Here is a 15,140-nt window from a genome sequence, read left to right as displayed (position 1 = left end):
GATGACGAACTTTGGGGTCAGGGACTCCGAGACGACAGGGTCGATAGGGGCCGGCGTCGAGGACGGCCGACCGTTTCGCCTGGGCTTCCTGCTGCACCTCGACAGTGACCTGCCGCCGGCGCGGGCCTACCGGGAGGCGATCGACCTGTTCGTGGCCGCCGAAGAACTGGGCTACGACTCCGGCTGGGTCATCCACCGGCACTTCCGGCAGGGCAATGAGCACGTCTCCGCGCCGCTGGTCATGCTCGCCGCGATCGCCGAGCGCACCACCCGGATCCGGCTGGGCACCGGCGTGCTGGTGCTCCCGCTGGAGGATCCCCTGAAGGTCGCCGAGGACGCGGCCACGCTCGACGAGCTCAGCGGCGGCCGGCTCGAGCTCGGGGTGGGTTCGGGTCCCTTCCCCGGAGCGTGGGAGGCGTTCGGCAAGGACCTGGCCGACAGGCACCGGCTCTTCGACGCCTCGGTCGCGCGGCTCCACGAGGTGCTGGAGGGTGTGGCGCTCAACAGCCTCGGCGAGGCGCTCCACCCGCCCGGGGCCGGTGTGCGGCGACGGCTGTGGCAGGCGACCACCGGCGACCCGGAGCTGGCTCATGCGGCAGCGGCCGCCGCCGGCCGGGCCGGTGACGGGCTGCAGCTCTCCCGCGCCACCGGCTGGCGGGGCAGCACTGTACGCGAGGCACAGCGGCAGCAGGCCGAGTGGATCGCGGCCTACCGCGCGGCGGCCGGTCGGCCCCGGGTGCAGGTCTCCCGGGCCATCTATCCCCACCCCGACCGAGCGGAGGCCATCCGGCTGGTCACGCCCGGTGCTCGCCGCTGGCAGAGCTGGCTGTCCTCCCGGCGCGATGTCGCGGGCCTCAGCGTCGAGGAGTACCTGAAGGCCGACCGCGCCCTGCTCGGCCCATCGCAGGAGCTGGCCGCCGAACTGGCGGACGATCCCGCGCTGCGGCAGATCACCGACCTGCTGGTGAGCTTCGCCCCCGGCGTGCCTGACTTCGACGAGCATGTCCGGCTGCTCGCCGCCGGCGCTCAGGAGCTGGCACCCCTGCTCGGCTGGCGGCCCGCGCCATCTCGGGGGACCTCATCGGGTCCGCTGAACGGTGTGGCATAGCGGCAATGTTGGTAGGAATTTAATGAAATGCCGCCCTGTTACCGCAGCGGCGCGATCGACCCTGGAGGCTCACCCATGAGCGGCCCCAAACAGCACACTCCGACCTACGCCACCCCTGCGGACGTCCAGGTCCATGGCCCCTACGGCCCCGGCCGCCTCGACGCCGCCCCCAAGGGAGTTCGCGCGCTCTACCCCTTCCACGGGCGCATCACTGCCGACGGATCCAGCGGCTATCCGGCCGCGCCCGGCCGCTACCACATCTACAACGCTTGGCACTGCCCCTGGGCGCACCGCGCCGCCATCGTCCGCAAGCTCGCGGGGCTTGAGGACGTGGTGTCGCTGTCGTACGTCGACGACGAGCGCGACGCCCGCGGCTGGGCCTTCCGGGAGCGTCGCGGCCCCGACCCCGTCAACGGTTTCACGCTGCTCGCCCAGGCGTACGAGAGGACCGAGCCCGGCTTCACCGGCCACATCTCGGTCCCCACTCTCTGGGACCGCGTGAGCGGCCGGATCGTCAGCAACCACTACCCCGACATCACCCTCGACCTGGCCACCGAGTTCGCGGAATGGGCCGACCCGTCCGTCCGGCTCTACCCCGCCGAGTCCCGCGCCGAGATCGACGAGCTCAACGAGGAGATCCTGCGCGACGTCAACACTGCGGCCCCCAAAATCGCGGGGGCGGCCACGCAGGAGGTTTACGAGCAGCTACGCGGCGAGACCGTCGCCGCGTTCGAGCGCCTCGACGAGCGCCTGACCGAGCGCCGCTTCCTCTTGGGCGACGCCATCACTGAGGCCGACGTACGGCTGTGGGTCACCCTGGCCCGCTTCGACCTCGCCGACAACCCCGGCGCCCGCATCAGTGAGCGCGGGCTGACCGACTTCACCCACCTGTGGGCCTACGCCCGCGACCTCTACCAGCGCCCCGCCTTCCGCGAGACCACCGACTTCTCCACCTACCGCCATAGCGCCTTCACTCCCGGCGCGGACGTCAAGCGCATAGACGTGGAGCCGTTCCAGGGCGCCTGGGACTCACCTCACGGCCGGGAGAGCCTCGATGTCTAGCCTCACTCCGGGCCGCGGTCCGCTGCGGGTCGCCAGCCCAGCTCGGGCCCCAGCCGGGTGGCCATGTCGGTGAGGATCTGCACGTAGTCCTCGTGCTCGAAGGTGAACGGCAGCGCGAACGCCACCTCGTCGATCTCCCGGAAGGCGGCGTGCGCGTACAGCCGCTCGGCGATCTCGGCGGAGCTGCCGACGAGGTCCGGTGCGAACATCATGCGGGCCGGCCCCTGCGGTGTGGCGGTGCGGGGCGTGCGCTTGTCGGCGTAGGCCTGGTATCTGGCCCGCTGCTCCGGCGTGGCCGTGTCCGTGGGGATGACGACCAGGCCCTGGGAGACGCGGGCCCGCTCGCCGTCGGGGTGCCGCGCGCGGAACGCCCGTACGTGGGAGAGCTGGATCTCGGCGAAGTCCGCCGACTCCTCGGCCTTCACGACGCTGCTGGTCAGGAAGTTCATGGCGTGCTCGCCCGCCCAGGTGGCCGAGCGGAGGCTGGCGCCGCCGTACCACATGCGGGTGCCCAGGCCGGGCGAGTGGGGCTGGACCCGATCGGAGAAGACCTCGAAGCCCTCGACGCCGCTGAAGTCGGTGGCCGGCTCGCCGCGTACGAAGGACAGCAGCCGCCGGACCCGTTCGTAACTGAAGTCCTCCTGGTCGGCGGTGCCGGGATGGAGCGCGTCCTTGACCTGGTCATAGTGGAGCGGCGGGCCGACGCTGACGCCTGGATTGAGCCGGCCGCCGGCCAGGATGTCCACCGTGGCCAGGTCTTCGGCGAGCCGCAGCGGGTTCTCCCAGCCGAGGGGGATGACCGCGGTGCCCAGCTCGATGCGGGTGGTGCGCTGGGAGGCCGCCGCCAGGACGGCGACGGGGGAGGAGATGCCGTACTGGAGGTGGCGGTGCCGCACCCATGCGCTGTCGAAGCCCAACTGCTCGCCCAGCTCGATGATCCGCAGCGTCGACTCGTGGCCGGGGCGCGGGTCGTCACCGTCGAACAGGCCGATCGTCAGGAAACCCAGCTTGCGCAGCGGTTGCGTGGGTAGCGGCACGATGGTTCCTCCTCCTCGTCATTCCTGGCAGCGGAGAATAGTCGCGGACCTAGTGCGTCCGTGCCACCAGGTCGCCGATCTCGGGCAGTACGGCGTCCGCGACCGAGATCTCGCGCTCGATCAGCCCGTTGGCGTGGAAGAGGTCGGCGGCATGCTGCTGCTCGGTGACGAACTCCGCACTCACCGGGCGCAGACCCCAGGGCCGGGTACGCAGGGCGTGCTCCCAGGCGTCGAGGTCCCCGTCGAACAGGGCGGCCGCCTCGCGCGGGTGCTCCTCGGTCCAGCGGTCGGCCCCCTGGAGAGCGGTGACGATCCTGGCCAGCTCGTCGGGCCGCTCCAGCGCGAAGTCGCGGCGGGTGAACCAAAGAGAGCGGTGGCTGAACAGGCCGTCGGTCTCCACCAGCGTCCTCGTACGCGACTCGACCGGCGTCAGGTACGGGTAGGAGCCCACCCAGGCGTCCACGTCGCCGTTCACCAGCAGCTCGGTGGCGTTGCCGTAGGCGTCCACGGGGACGATGTCGCCCCAGCCGAGCCCGGCCCGCTCCAGCGCCAGCAGCAGCAGGGTGGTCTGCCAGGAACCGTGCCCGAGCGCGACCCGCCTGCCCTTCAGCTCCGCCACGGAGCCGATCGGCGAGTCGTCCCGGACCACCAGGCGGCCGTTCTCGACGCGCGGCCCCGAGATCGCCACGTACACGATGTCGTGCCCCTTGGCCTGGGCGGTGACCGGGGGAGTGGAGCCGGTGCCGATGAAGTCGTACCCGCCGTCGAACAGGTGGTCGCCGTGGGCGGACGGGAGCGCCTTCGTGGGATCGACCCGCTCACCCCTGCCCAGGCTGTTCAGGCCCACCCACTCCACGTCGGGCAGCAGGTCGCGGTGGCGGGCCACCCACAGGGTGTTGTTCTGCGGGAAGAAGCCGACTCGGGTGGTCATGAGGTACGTCCTTTCAACAGGGGCAATACGTGGCGGCCCACGCGGCGGGCCTCTTCGAGATGGGGGATCCCGGCCAGGATCAAGGCGTCCACGCCGAGGTCGAGGAGCTGGTCGAGGCGTTCGGCCACCTGGTGGTAGTCCCCGACCAGGCCGAAGGCGGGGCCGTCGCGGAGCGCGTTGAACCCGCCCCACACGTTCGGCGCGACCTCCAGGGCGCGGTGGTCGTCGCCGGCCTCGGCGAGGAAGGAGCGGCTGCGCCGCACCCCGACGGAGTCACCCTGCCCCGCGCCGCCCTGCCCCGCGCCGCCCTGCCCCGCGCCGCCCTGCCCCGCGCCGCCCTGCCCCGCGCCGCCCTGCCCCGCGCCGCCCTGGCGGGCGCGCTCCGGGTCGACGGCGCGGGCCCGCCAGCCGTGCGCGATCTCCTCCCACGCCTCCTCCTCGCTCTCGCGGGCGAGCAGGTCCACGCGTACGGCGAACCTGGGCGGGGTGTCGCTGTGCGCTCGTACGGCCGCGAACTTCTCCGCCAGCGCCTCGTACGGCTCCAGCCAGGACAGGTAGTAGTCGGCGTGCCGTCCGGCGGCGGCGATGGCGGCGGGGGAGGAGCCGGAGAAGAAGATCTCCGGGAACGGCTGCCCGGCCAGCTCCGCCGGCAGCCCGGCGTGCTCCGTACGGTAGAAGCGGCCGTGGTGGGTGAGGTCACCCGCCCAGACCCCCTTGAGTACGTCGAGGAACTCCGAGGTACGCGCGTAGCGCTCGTCGTGGTCGACCTTGTCGCCCCACCACAGCTGCGCTGGACCGCCGCCACCGGAGATGACGTTGTAGACGACCCGGCCGCCGGTCGCCCGTTGCAGCGTGGCCGTCATCCTGGCCGCCTGTACCGGGTGCAGGAATCCGGGCTGGAAGGCCACCATGAACCGGTACGACGTGGTCTCGCGGGCCAGTGTCGCGGCGGCTGCCCAGGGATCGTCGGTGTGCGGGAAGTTGGGCAGCAGCCCGCCGACGAAGCCGGACTCCTCGGCCGCCCGCGCGACCTCGGCCATGTAGTCGGCGTGCGTGTAGCCGTCGTCCCGGCCGTCCCGAGTGCCCGGGGCGGTGCCGCCGGGGGCGAACCCGCCGCGGCTGCGGACCCTGCGGCGCAGCGAGGACTGGTCGCCCTCCATGTGGATGCGCCAGTAGATGTCAACCGGCAAGAGCCCGCTCCTTCATGTGCTCGCCGAGGCGATAGACGTCCTCGGTCTGGAGGAAGAACTCGGTGACGCCCCGCCCGGCGTACGCGTCCGCGTGGTCGAGCGAGGACAACTGGACGCCGTACCGCAGGCCGGGCAGCTCGGGGACGAGGGCGTCCAGGTCGTCGCCCTCGGCGAAGACGTGCACGTCCGCGTGCCGCCGCGACAGGGCCAGGGCCTCGGGAGAGGTGCCCGACAGCTGTACCTCGGGGAAGGGCGGCGCCGACAGCGGCAGTCCGAAACCGCCCTCGATGACCTCGTAGAAGTCGCCGTGGAAGTCGAAGGAGCCGCGCCAGACGCCTTTGGCGACGGTCAGGAACTCCTCGGCGCGGGCGTACCGGTCGGCGCCGGTCAGGAAGTCGCCCTGCGCCCTGGCCACGGCCGGGTCCAGGTCCACCGCGAGCCGCCAGCCCAGGCGGCCCGCGGTGAAGCGCTGCAGGGAGGCCGAGACCTTGGCCGCGTAGACGGGGGTGGCGACGGCGGCGTGGAACTCGGCGACCACCCGCAGGTGCCGGGTGCGGCGCAGGACGTTGGCCGCGACGGTCAGCGACTCCTGCCCGCCGGGGTCGAACGGCACCAGCGCCCCCGCCAGCCCCGCCAGGTCCGCGGCCACGGCGATCCGCCCGGCCGGATCGGTGGGCGCGGGCCGTACGTCGGTGACGAACGCGGGCAGTTCCGCGCGGGCGGGACTTCTGGTGGGGAGGATCACGTGAAAGCGCGTCATCACGCCACCGCCCGCAGGGTGGACTGGCTGCCGGAGATGAACAGGGCGGTCATGTCACATCTTTCCTAGGAGTTCGGTGGAGACGGGCGGCGTCCTGACCGGGCGCGCCGACTGCCCTGTCTCTTCGAGGAACGCGGGTGGCGGCAGGTGGTACGGAGGCTCCGCCCCGGCGGGCAGCGGGTCGCGCCCCCGTTCACGGGTGGCGAACTCCTGGCGGACCGCCGCCAGCGTCTCGGGCTGCTCGACCAGCGTGACGGCCGCCGCGGCCAGGTAGCGGGCGGCGGCCAGCAGCCCGGCGTGGGCGATCGCGGTGCCGGTCGAGGCCGTGGCCGCCCACGAGTGCAGCGGCACGCCGAGCGGGACTCCCTGATCGCCGTCACCAGGCGGTGCTCCAGCCGGGTCTGGCTGGCGGTGGCGGCGGCCGTGGCGCAGGCCACGACCTTGTCGTAGAGCGTTCTGGCCCGCTCGTGGGTGGACTCGCGGACATAGACCCACAGCGTCTGCAGGTCAGGGGTGACGTTGGGGGCGCCGCCACCGCCGATCGCGTAGCTGATCCGGCCCGACGGGGCGACGTTGCCCGCGCGCAGCCGCTCGATCATGCCGGTCAGCAGGAGCACGCCGTCGAGGCCGCTGCGGGTGCCCAGCGGGTTCGAGCCGTGGCCGGGGGAGCCGAGGAAGGAGAACGTGGCCGAGTACAGCGCACTGGTGACGTCCCAGCCCGTCCCGGTGACGGGGGCGGGGTGCCAGTCGAGGAAGGCGTCGAGGCCGTCGTACGCGCCTTCGCGCACCGCGTACGCCTTGCCGACGAGCTGCTCCTCGCCCGTGGAGGCGAACACCTTGATCGTCGCGCGGTCGTGGAGGATCCTGGCGGCGGCGATGGCCGCGCCGACCGACGCCGCCGCCAGGGCGTTGTGCCCGCATCCGTGTCCCGGGCCGTAGGAGGGGGCGTACGCGTCGCCCTCGAAGGTGACGGGCTCGTGTTCGACGACACCCGCCCGCTGGGACAGGCCGGGCAGCGCGTCGTACTCGACGTTGAAGCCGAGCCCGGTCAGCGCGGGCGCGTTCTCGTCGATCCACACGCTCGTCACGGCGCCCGCACCTCTTCGCGCGGCGCCCCCGCGTGGGTGTCCACGCCGAGGTCGGTGAGCAGCTTGCGGCGCAACTCGACGAAGTCGGGGTCCGTACGGTCGCGCGGACGGTCGATGCCGACCCGCAGATCCGTGACGAACCTGCCCTCGCGCAGCACCGCGATCCGGTCGGCGAGCAGGATCGCCTCCTCGACGTCGTGCGTGACCAGCACCACGGCCGGGCGGTGCCGGGCGCACAGTTCGGCGATCAGGTCCTGCATGTGCAGCCGGGTGAGCGCGTCCAGCGCGGCGAACGGCTCGTCCAGCAGGAGCAGCTCCGGCTCGCGGACCAGCGCCCGGGCGAGCGCGACGCGCTGGGCCTCGCCACCGGACAGCGTCGCCGGCCAGGCGTCGGCGTGCCGGCTCAAACCCACTTCCGCGAGCGCCGCCAGACCCTTGGCCCGCGCGGAACGACCCTGGCCGATGATCACGTTGGCCAGCGCCCGCTTCGACGGGATGAGCCGCGGCTCCTGGAAGACGACCGTGCGCACCGGCGGCACCAGCACGCTCCCGCCGGTGGCGGCGTCCAGCCCGGCCAGGATGCGCAGCAGCGTCGTCTTGCCCGTGCCGCTCGCGCCGAGCAGCGCCAGGAACTCGCCGCGCCGCACGTCCAGGTCCACCCCATCGAGCACCGCGCGGTCGCCGAAGACCTTGCGCAGCCCCGTTGTCCGTACGGCCAGGCTCATCGGATCGTCACCGCCTTGCGCCAGGGCATCAGCACCCGTTCGGCCCCCCGCAGCGTCAGGTCGGCCAGCAGCCCGATCACCGCGTACAGCAGCACGCACAGCGCCAGGATGTCGGTGCGCAGGTAGTCGGTGGCCCGGGCCATCAGATACCCGAGCCCGGCCGTCACGTTGATCTCCTCGGCGGCGATCAACGCGATCACGCTGAGCGTGGTGGCCAGGCGCAGCCCGGCGAAGACCGACGGCAGCGCGCCCGGCAGCACGACCTCGCGCGCGATCGCGAGCCGGCCGAGGCCGAACGAGCGGGCCGCCTCGACGACCTTGCGGTCCACGTTGCGTACGCCGCTGGAGACGTTGACGTACATGGGGAAGGTGCAGGCCACCCCGATCAGCAGGATCTTGGACGCCTCCTCGATCCCGAACCAGACGATGAACAGCGAGGTCAGCGCCAGGAAGGGGATGGCGCGCAGCGCCTGTATCGAGGAGTCAAGGAGTTCCTCGCCGAGCCGGGTGAAGCCGGAGACGACGCCGAGCAGCAGGCCGGTGGAGGCGCCCAGCACCAGGCCGAGGCCGGCCCGGGTGATGGAGACGCGTAGCGCCTCCGGGAGCTGGCCGTCCGCCCACAGCTCGCCGAAGGTCTTGATGACGTCCTGGGGACCGGCGAGCACGTCCTTGGTGAGGGCGCCGGAGGCCGTGGCCGCGTACCAGGCCACCAGCAGCAGGACCGGGCCGATGGCCCGCAGCGCGAACGTCGCCGCGGGGTGGCGACCGGCCGAGCGGGGCGGATCCGGCGCGACCAGCCCCGCCACGAGGGTCTGCGCGGTCATGACGCGGCGTCCTTGGCCGCGCTGTCCTTGGCCGCGCTGTCCTTGGTCGTGTTCTCGAGCTCGGCCGCGTTCCCTTGCTTGGTCGAGTCGCCGAGCTTGGTCACGTCAACGACGTGCTGGGAGACGTCCAGCGGCGCGGTGAGCACCTTCTGGTCGAGGAAGAACTTCGCGACGTCCTGATATTTCGCGATCTCGGCTGGGGTGACCGCCTGGGCGGGCTTGCCCTTCTTCTGGATGTCGACCACCAGGTCCTTCTGCTTGCCCTGTACGGCCTGCGGGCCCGCCTGGGTGAAGACGTTCAGGTACGCCGCCGGGTCGGCGATCTCCTTCGCGCTGCCCTCCTTGATGAACTCGAACAGCGCCTTGACCACCTCGGGATGCTCGTCGAGCAGCTTCTTGGCGGCCACGTAGATCACGTAGTTGTCGGACTTGATCGCCTCGCCGTCGGCCAGGATCCGGGCGTCCAGGTCGGTGACGGCGGGGATGAGGAAGGTGGAGAACGTCGACCAGCCGTCCACCTTGCCCGAACCGAAGACCGGTGCCGTCTGCGGCGGCGGCAGGTAGACGCGCTTGACCTTGTCCACCGGCACCTCGAAGGTCTGCAGCGCCTTGAGCAGCAGGTACTCGCTGGTGCCGCCGTGCCCGACGGCCACGCTGCGCCCGGCCAGGTCCGCGACCGACTTGATCGGGGAGCCGTTCTTGACCACGATTCCCTCGCCGGCGAGGTCGGGCGGCACGGTGGCGAAGATCTTGAAGCTGGGCTTGACGGCCAGCGCGGTGACGCCGGAGGTGATCGAGCCGGTGGCGATGTCGAGCGAGCTGGCGTTGATGGCCTGGGCGGCCGGGGCGAAGACGGAGAAGTCGCCGGCCCACTTGACCTTGGCGTTGACCTTGGCCAGGGCGGCGTCCAGACTGCCGTCCTTCTTCGCGACGGCCAGGAAGCCGCTGTTGCCCGGGTCCGAGATTCTGACCACCAGCTGCTCGGGGCCCGCGGCGGCGTCGGTGCTGCCACAGGCCGCGGCCAGGAGGACGAGGGGGAGGGCGAGCAGCAACTTACGCATGGGTGACTCCTTGCAGCGGGGTGTGATCGGCCCAGGCCGCGACGTCAACGGGCGATTCGAGGAAGCCGTGGGCGCGCAGGAAGCGTTCCTGCCGGGCCAGCAGGTCGAGGCGTTCGGGCGACAGACTGAGGTGCAGCGAGGCGCCGGGGACGTAGGCGGCGGTCACGCCCGTCGCGCCCGCGCCGGTCTCGGCGCCGAGGATCCTGGCCACCTCCGCCGGGTGCTGGGCGGCCCAGTCGGCCGCGCGTACCAGGACGCCGAGGAAGCGGGCGACCACGTCGGGATGCTCGTCCAGCAGCCGCTGGTGCACGGTGATCGGCCGTGGCGTGCCGTTGTTGACCCGCGCCCGCCGGTCCGGCACCTGGTCGAGGTCGATGCCGACCTCCACGCCGTGGCGCAGGGCGGCCTCGACGGCGAGAGCGCCCTTGACGTAGACCGCGTCCACCTCGCCGGCGGCCAGCGCGGCCAGCTCGGCCTCCCATTGGCCGCCGCCCGGCTCGGCCTCGACGTCCACCGGCTCGGCGTCGCCGAGCCCGAGCCCGGCCAGCCTCAGGGCGCCGTGGAAGCCGTGCAGGGCCATGGCCCGCCAGAAGTCGATCGCGATGCGGTGCCGGGGAATGGCCAGCCGCAGGCCCTTGAGCTGCCCGGGGTGTTCCAGGTCGGTGCCGGAACGGACCAGGATGGCCTGCCGCTCCTCGATCCAGGTGAGCCCGATGAGCCGGGTGGCCTCGCCGCGCGAGCGCGCCCAGAGCGCGGGCACGTTGCCGCCCTCGCGGAACAGGCCGGTCAGGGCGTGGGTGTAGTGCGTCTCGCGGGGGACGTCGGGAGAGTCGTCCTGGAGGGACCGGACCTCGATCCCGTCGCCGGCGAACTCCCTGGCCAGCCAGCCTTGGTCCGCCGCGATACCCGTGGCGGTGGGCACCGGACAGCGGGTGAACCAGAGGGTGTCGAGTGCGGTGGTGGTCATGGGAGAGAGTTTGCTAGTAAATTGGTAGGAAATGCAAAGAATGTCCCGCGATGCGGGAAGCGTTTCCGGCCGGACCGGCTCTCACCTGGTCCCTGCTCTCCCTACTCGGAAGACGGAGTTTCCCGCATGGCAGCAGAAGGCGGCGTCCAGTCCGTACACAGGGCGATCGGCATGCTCGACTGCTTCGGCGGCGGGGACGTCTCGCTCAGCCTGTCCGACCTGTCCCGCAGGATGGAGCTGCCCACCTCCACCGCGCACCGCCTGGCCAAGACCCTGACCGGCGCGGGTTTCCTGGAGCAGGAGGCGCGGACGGGCCGCTACCGGCTCGGGCCGTCGATCACGGAACTGGGGCAGCTCTCCTTTCACCGGCGCGGCCTGCACCGGATCACGCCCGAGCTGGCCGAGCTGGCCCGTATCACCTCCGCCACCGTGGACCTGGCCGTCCGCAACGACAGGCTCGCGGTCATCCTGAGCGGCGGCTCGCTCAACCGCGACAGCGGCATCGGCCTGCGCCGCCCGCTGCACTCCACGGCGCTGGGCAAGGTCCTGCTGGCCTGGGACCCGGAGGGGAAGGCGGACCTGGCGGCGCTCGGGCCCCTGCCGGCGCTGACCGGCCGCACGATCGTGGACCACGGCGAGCTGCGCGCCGAGCTGGACCGGGTACGCGAGGCCGGGTACGCGCTCAACGACGGGGAATCGGGCGACGGGATCCGCACGGTCGCGGTGCCGGTGCTCGACAGGCTCGACCACGTCCGTTACGCGCTGGCCGTGCGCTCCACGCCGCTGGTCATGAGCGACGCGCGGATCGGCTGGTTCGTCGCGCACACGCGGGCCTGCGCGCGGGCGCTGGAGGTGCTCCTGCTCCCTCCGGCCGAACGCAGGCCGCGCGCGGGCTGATCACGCCGCCCGCCGGGTCGAGCACCTTGACGCCCGCCGGGTCGAGCACCTTGACGCCCGCCGGGTCGAGCACCTTGACGCCCGCGCCGCCGGAGCCGGTGATGCAGACGTCACGGATCACCCCGTTCACCATCGTGTTGTCGCCCGGGTCGATGGTCGTCCCGTTCTTCGAAGACGCGCTGCCTCGCGCCGGCCTGCCCGCCGCCTCGGGCCGGCCGAGATCGTAGGCTGGGCCGTTGTGGGAGATGGTCGGCCGGAGTGGCGGGACGTGCTGCTGCCGGGGATCCTGGCCGTCGCGCTGATGGCGCTGACGGTGTCGCATCGCTTACCGGCGGCGCTCACGTGGGTGGCTGAGCCGGGGTCGCCGCTCGCGGCGGACAGTCCTCTCGCGACCACGTACGCGATGCTGGGTTCGGGTGCCGCCTGCGTCGCCCTCGTCTTTCGCCGGATCGCGCCGGTGTGGGCCTTCGGGGGCACGCTCGCGGCAGCGGTACCGAGCATCAGCGCAGGTGGCGGTGGCGTCCTGTCAGGGGTGGTCACCGTGATGGTGGCGCTCTACGCGCTGTCCCTGCATCGTACGGCTGGGGTCGCCGCGGTCGGGGCCTGCGCCGTCACGCTGGCCGGTGCCGCGCTGACGCTCGCTGCCGGCGCGGGGGCGAAGATCGTCGCCGGGGTCGCGTTCCAGGCGGCCGCGATGGCGGCGGTGGTCTGGGTCATGGGGAGGTCGCGACGGCGCAGCCGAGCCGGCCGATCGGCCGGCTCGGCCTATCACGCGGGCTCGGCGTCAGTGCCTCGACTCGCCGCCGGTGCGGAACGGCGGCGGCTGATCGCGGAGTTACATGACGTGGCCGCGCATCGGCTCACCGGCATCGTGGTGTCGGCCGCCACCGCCACGCGGCTCACCGATCCCGAACTCGCCGCCGCCGCCACCCGGCACGCCGCGGAGGCCGGGCGTCAGGCTGTGACGGAGCTGGACCGTCTCGCGGAGGCCGGGCGTCGGGCCGTGACGGAGCTGGACCGTCTCGCGGAGGCCGGGCGTCGGGCCGTGACGGAGCTCGATCGCCTCGCCGAGGCCGGCGGACCCATGGCTGCCGTCGAACCCATGACCATGCAGGACATCGACGTACTCGTCGCCGAGCACATCGGCCTCGACTATCGGCGCACCGCCATCAGCGCGCCTCCGGAAGTCATCTCCATCGCCTACCGGGTGGTCCGCGAGGCGCTGACGAACGCGACCCGATATGCCGCGGGTGCCTCCCGGGTTCGGCTCGACATCCTGGCCGGACACCTGGTCGTCACGGTCACCGACGAGGGTGGTGACGCGGCGGCCTCTGACCTCGGGACGGGCAACGGGCTGGCCGGACTGCGCTCCGCCGTACATTCCGTCGGCGGCACGTTCTCGGCAGGGCCCAAGGACGGCACGTTGTCGGCAGGGCCCAAGGACGGCACGTTCTCGGCAGGGCCCAGGGACGGCACGTTTTCGGAAGGGCTCAAGGACGGTGGCTGGGAGGTGCGGGCCGACCTCCCCCTGGACCCGTCCGCTCCGACGCGACGAGTGAGCCATGCGCGACCACGGCTGAGACGTCGCATGAAGGCGGCGACAGATGCGGCGACAGATGAGCCGGGCATGGCCAGGGCGAGGCGGATGGCCGATTGGCGGGGGTCCAGGGCGCTCGACGGAGCGCTGGTCGTCCTGGCGATCGCGCTGACGCTGGGCGCGAACCTGCTGCCGGGCGATGACCTCGACCCCTTCGCCACACCCCTCCCCGGCCTGCTGCTGGCGCTGCTGTTCGCCCTGCACGCGCTGCCCCTGGGGTGGAGGACGAACGCGTCCCGCCGCGGCCTGGCGGTCACGCTGGTCTCCGTCCTGGTCTGGCTGTGTCTCGACCTGGCAGGGTGGGCGGGGCCGCCGGTCAGCGACATGTTCCTGTGGTGCTGCTGGATGGAGCTGGCGCTCCTGTACGCGATCGGCGCCCGTACACAATCCCGGGACTGGCCCGCGCCGATCGTGATGGCCGGGGTCGGCGGCTTGGCACTCGTCAGCGGGGACGGCATCACGGGCGATCGGCCGGCCGCGTGGCTGGTGCTGACTGCCATGCTGGCCGTACCGGCTGTGGCGGCCTGGGGCTTGGGGAGGTTCGTCGCGGCGCGCCGCAGACGGCGCAGGACGGCGGTCGCGCGGGAGCGGGACCTGCTCGAACGCGCGGCGGCCGTGGCGGCGGCGGCCGAGCGGCGGCGAATCGTCGGTGGGTTGCGTCGTACGGCACGTCGGCACGCGCAGCGGGTGGTCGACGGAGCCGAGGCGGGGCGGTTGGACGTCGTGCTCGCCGAAGCCCGAGCCGGGTTGGCCGCTCTGCGGGAGCTCATGGAGCAGGAGCGGGACGATGGCGACGAGCCGCCGCACACGGTGAGCGGCATCGCCGTCCTGACCGCGCGACGCGGTGGCGCGGCCCGCTACGTCGGGCTCCGCAGGCCGCTGCCGCCGGCCGTCGAGGTCACCGCCTATCAGGTCGCGAGGGAACTGCTCGCCGAGGGCGCGGCCGTCGCCGTGACCTTCCTCGACGGGGGCGTCACGGTGTCCGGTCAGTCACCGACGAGCGGGGGGCGACTGCGCGCGCTGGTGGACGCCGCGGACGGTACGCTCATCGTCGCCGACGACGGCTCGGCACAGGTGTGGCTGCCGGAGGTGTCCCTCACATGATCAGAGTGGTGGTCGCCGACGACCAGGCCGTGGTCCGGGCGGGGATCAGCGCCTTCCTGGACGCCGAGCCGGACCTGACCGTGGTCGGCCAGGCGGCCGACGGGGAAGCGGCCGTGGCCCTCGTGACCGCGCTCCGACCCGACGTCGCGCTCATGGACATCCGGATGCCGGGCATGAACGGACTGGCCGCCACCACCAGGATCACCGCCGAGGTTCCGGCGACGCGGGTCGTCGTCCTGACCACGTTCAATCTCGACGACTATGTGTTCGCGGCCTTGCGCGCCGGTGCCGCCGGATTCCTGCTGAAGGACACCGACCCCGAGCGGGTGATCGACGCGGTACGCGTGGCCGCGGGAGGCGACGCGCTGCTGGATCCGGTCGTGACCCGGCGGCTGATCGACCATTTCGCCACCAGCCCGGGTCCGGCCGACGCCGGGCGGCTGTCCGTTCTCACCCCCCGCGAGACGGAGGTGCTCCTGCGGGTGGCGCGCGGCCTGACCAACGCCGAAGTCGCGCTCGCGCTCGGCCTCAGCCCCGCGACCGTGAAGGACCACGTCGCCGCCGTACTCGGCAAGCTCGGCGTGCGCGACCGGGTTCAGGCCACGATCGTGGCCTACGAGACGGGCCTGGTACGGCCGGGAGTCGTCTGACCCAGGACCTGACCAGGAGGCGGGTCCCGCTACGGCCGGGAGCTGTCTGAACCACCTGCTCGGAAGCCTGGGTGGCATCCGCCGGGAAGCGGGGGCGGTATCCGCCGGGAAGCGGGGTTCCGGCGGGTGAAAAACGGTT

15 protein-coding genes are annotated in these 15,140 nt (G+C 72.5%); 6 read left to right on the top strand and 9 right to left on the bottom strand.

Going from position 1 to position 15,140, the window contains the following annotated elements; genetic code table 11:
• Position 1: 1 nt before the first annotated feature.
• Positions 2–1,108, top strand: a complete 1,107-nt coding sequence (locus tag AB0L53_RS29495) for an LLM class flavin-dependent oxidoreductase (protein ID WP_364000404.1) — start codon at positions 2–4, stop codon at positions 1,106–1,108.
• A gap of 75 nt (positions 1,109–1,183) precedes the next feature.
• Positions 1,184–2,170: a glutathione S-transferase C-terminal domain-containing protein gene (locus AB0L53_RS29490; RefSeq protein WP_364000401.1), complete on the top strand. Its 987-nt coding sequence runs from the start codon at positions 1,184–1,186 to the stop codon at positions 2,168–2,170.
• Positions 2,171–2,172: 2 nt separating this feature from the next.
• Here the strand turns inward: AB0L53_RS29490 and AB0L53_RS29485 are convergent, their stop codons facing one another.
• The 9 genes from AB0L53_RS29485 to AB0L53_RS29445 all read right to left on the bottom strand — a co-directional run bounded on the left by AB0L53_RS29485 (position 2,173) and on the right by AB0L53_RS29445 (position 10,753).
• The gene (locus AB0L53_RS29485; RefSeq protein WP_364000398.1) at positions 2,173–3,207 is read right to left on the bottom strand and encodes an LLM class flavin-dependent oxidoreductase; all 1,035 of its coding nucleotides are present in this window, start codon (positions 3,205–3,207) and stop codon (positions 2,173–2,175) included.
• A gap of 49 nt (positions 3,208–3,256) precedes the next feature.
• On the bottom strand, positions 3,257–4,138 hold the full coding sequence (locus AB0L53_RS29480; protein ID WP_364000395.1) for an ABC transporter substrate-binding protein: 882 nt from the start codon (positions 4,136–4,138) through the stop codon (positions 3,257–3,259).
• Positions 4,135–5,328 (bottom strand): LLM class flavin-dependent oxidoreductase, encoded by a 1,194-nt coding sequence (locus AB0L53_RS29475; protein WP_364000392.1) that lies wholly within the window; start codon positions 5,326–5,328, stop codon positions 4,135–4,137. Before AB0L53_RS29475 ends, AB0L53_RS29480 begins: the two co-directional genes overlap by 4 nt.
• A complete protein-coding gene (locus AB0L53_RS29470) occupies positions 5,318–6,088 on the bottom strand; it encodes an LLM class flavin-dependent oxidoreductase (RefSeq protein WP_364000389.1) in 771 nt (256 codons plus the stop codon). The genes AB0L53_RS29475 and AB0L53_RS29470 overlap by 11 nt, the downstream gene beginning before the upstream one ends.
• A 65-nt stretch (positions 6,089–6,153) precedes the next feature.
• A complete protein-coding gene (locus AB0L53_RS29465) occupies positions 6,154–7,176 on the bottom strand; it encodes a hypothetical protein (protein WP_364000386.1) in 1,023 nt (340 codons plus the stop codon).
• Complete coding sequence (locus tag AB0L53_RS29460) at positions 7,173–7,901, bottom strand: ABC transporter ATP-binding protein (RefSeq protein WP_364000384.1); 729 nt, start codon at positions 7,899–7,901, stop codon at positions 7,173–7,175. Before AB0L53_RS29460 ends, AB0L53_RS29465 begins: the two co-directional genes overlap by 4 nt.
• On the bottom strand, positions 7,898–8,725 hold the full coding sequence (locus AB0L53_RS29455; protein WP_364000381.1) for an ABC transporter permease subunit: 828 nt from the start codon (positions 8,723–8,725) through the stop codon (positions 7,898–7,900). The genes AB0L53_RS29460 and AB0L53_RS29455 overlap by 4 nt, the downstream gene beginning before the upstream one ends.
• Positions 8,722–9,786 carry an ABC transporter substrate-binding protein gene (locus tag AB0L53_RS29450; protein ID WP_364000378.1) on the bottom strand — a complete coding sequence of 355 codons (1,065 nt, stop codon included), beginning with the start codon at positions 9,784–9,786 and terminating at the stop codon, positions 8,722–8,724. The genes AB0L53_RS29455 and AB0L53_RS29450 overlap by 4 nt, the downstream gene beginning before the upstream one ends.
• Positions 9,779–10,753, bottom strand: a complete 975-nt coding sequence (locus AB0L53_RS29445) for an ABC transporter substrate-binding protein (protein ID WP_364000375.1) — start codon at positions 10,751–10,753, stop codon at positions 9,779–9,781. Before AB0L53_RS29445 ends, AB0L53_RS29450 begins: the two co-directional genes overlap by 8 nt.
• Positions 10,754–10,879: 126 nt before the next feature.
• On the opposite strand from AB0L53_RS29445, the gene AB0L53_RS29440 reads away from it, so the two are divergent.
• From AB0L53_RS29440 to AB0L53_RS29425, 4 genes are all read left to right on the top strand, one after another.
• Complete coding sequence (locus tag AB0L53_RS29440; protein WP_358440070.1) at positions 10,880–11,650, top strand: IclR family transcriptional regulator; 771 nt, start codon at positions 10,880–10,882, stop codon at positions 11,648–11,650.
• A 101-nt stretch (positions 11,651–11,751) separates the two neighbouring features.
• On the top strand, positions 11,752–11,877 hold the full coding sequence (locus tag AB0L53_RS29435; protein ID WP_358440074.1) for a hypothetical protein: 126 nt from the start codon (positions 11,752–11,754) through the stop codon (positions 11,875–11,877).
• 11 nt (positions 11,878–11,888) lie between these two features.
• Entirely contained in the window at positions 11,889–14,351 is a 2,463-nt protein-coding gene (locus AB0L53_RS29430) for a histidine kinase (RefSeq protein ID WP_364000371.1), read from the top strand.
• Complete coding sequence (locus AB0L53_RS29425; RefSeq protein ID WP_358440078.1) at positions 14,348–15,001, top strand: response regulator transcription factor; 654 nt, start codon at positions 14,348–14,350, stop codon at positions 14,999–15,001. The genes AB0L53_RS29430 and AB0L53_RS29425 overlap by 4 nt, the downstream gene beginning before the upstream one ends.
• Positions 15,002–15,140: the final 139 nt, after the last annotated feature.

Origin of the sequence: Nonomuraea sp. NPDC052129 (genome assembly GCF_040680095.1) — a bacterium.
Taxonomy (GTDB): Bacteria; Actinomycetota; Actinomycetes; order Streptosporangiales; family Streptosporangiaceae; genus Nonomuraea.
Note: the sequence above shows the minus strand (reverse complement) of the source record. Positions and strands in the feature narration are given on the sequence as shown.

What these genes read in the sequence shown, in the direction of transcription:
- AB0L53_RS29440 (WP_358440070.1), top strand. Translation starts at nt 10,880, where the DNA reads ATGGCAGCAGAAGGCGGCGTCCAGTCCGTACACAGGGCGATCGGCATG.
- AB0L53_RS29445 (WP_364000375.1), bottom strand. Translation starts at nt 10,753, where the DNA reads ATGACCACCACCGCACTCGACACCCTCTGGTTCACCCGCTGTCCGGTG.
- AB0L53_RS29455 (WP_364000381.1), bottom strand. Translation starts at nt 8,725, where the DNA reads ATGACCGCGCAGACCCTCGTGGCGGGGCTGGTCGCGCCGGATCCGCCC.
- AB0L53_RS29425 (WP_358440078.1), top strand. Translation starts at nt 14,348, where the DNA reads ATGATCAGAGTGGTGGTCGCCGACGACCAGGCCGTGGTCCGGGCGGGG.
- AB0L53_RS29435 (WP_358440074.1), top strand. Translation starts at nt 11,752, where the DNA reads ATGCAGACGTCACGGATCACCCCGTTCACCATCGTGTTGTCGCCCGGG.
- AB0L53_RS29480 (WP_364000395.1), bottom strand. Translation starts at nt 4,138, where the DNA reads ATGACCACCCGAGTCGGCTTCTTCCCGCAGAACAACACCCTGTGGGTG.
- AB0L53_RS29490 (WP_364000401.1), top strand. Translation starts at nt 1,184, where the DNA reads ATGAGCGGCCCCAAACAGCACACTCCGACCTACGCCACCCCTGCGGAC.
- AB0L53_RS29460 (WP_364000384.1), bottom strand. Translation starts at nt 7,901, where the DNA reads ATGAGCCTGGCCGTACGGACAACGGGGCTGCGCAAGGTCTTCGGCGAC.
- AB0L53_RS29450 (WP_364000378.1), bottom strand. Translation starts at nt 9,786, where the DNA reads ATGCGTAAGTTGCTGCTCGCCCTCCCCCTCGTCCTCCTGGCCGCGGCC.
- AB0L53_RS29470 (WP_364000389.1), bottom strand. Translation starts at nt 6,088, where the DNA reads ATGACGCGCTTTCACGTGATCCTCCCCACCAGAAGTCCCGCCCGCGCG.
- AB0L53_RS29495 (WP_364000404.1), top strand. Translation starts at nt 2, where the DNA reads ATGACGAACTTTGGGGTCAGGGACTCCGAGACGACAGGGTCGATAGGG.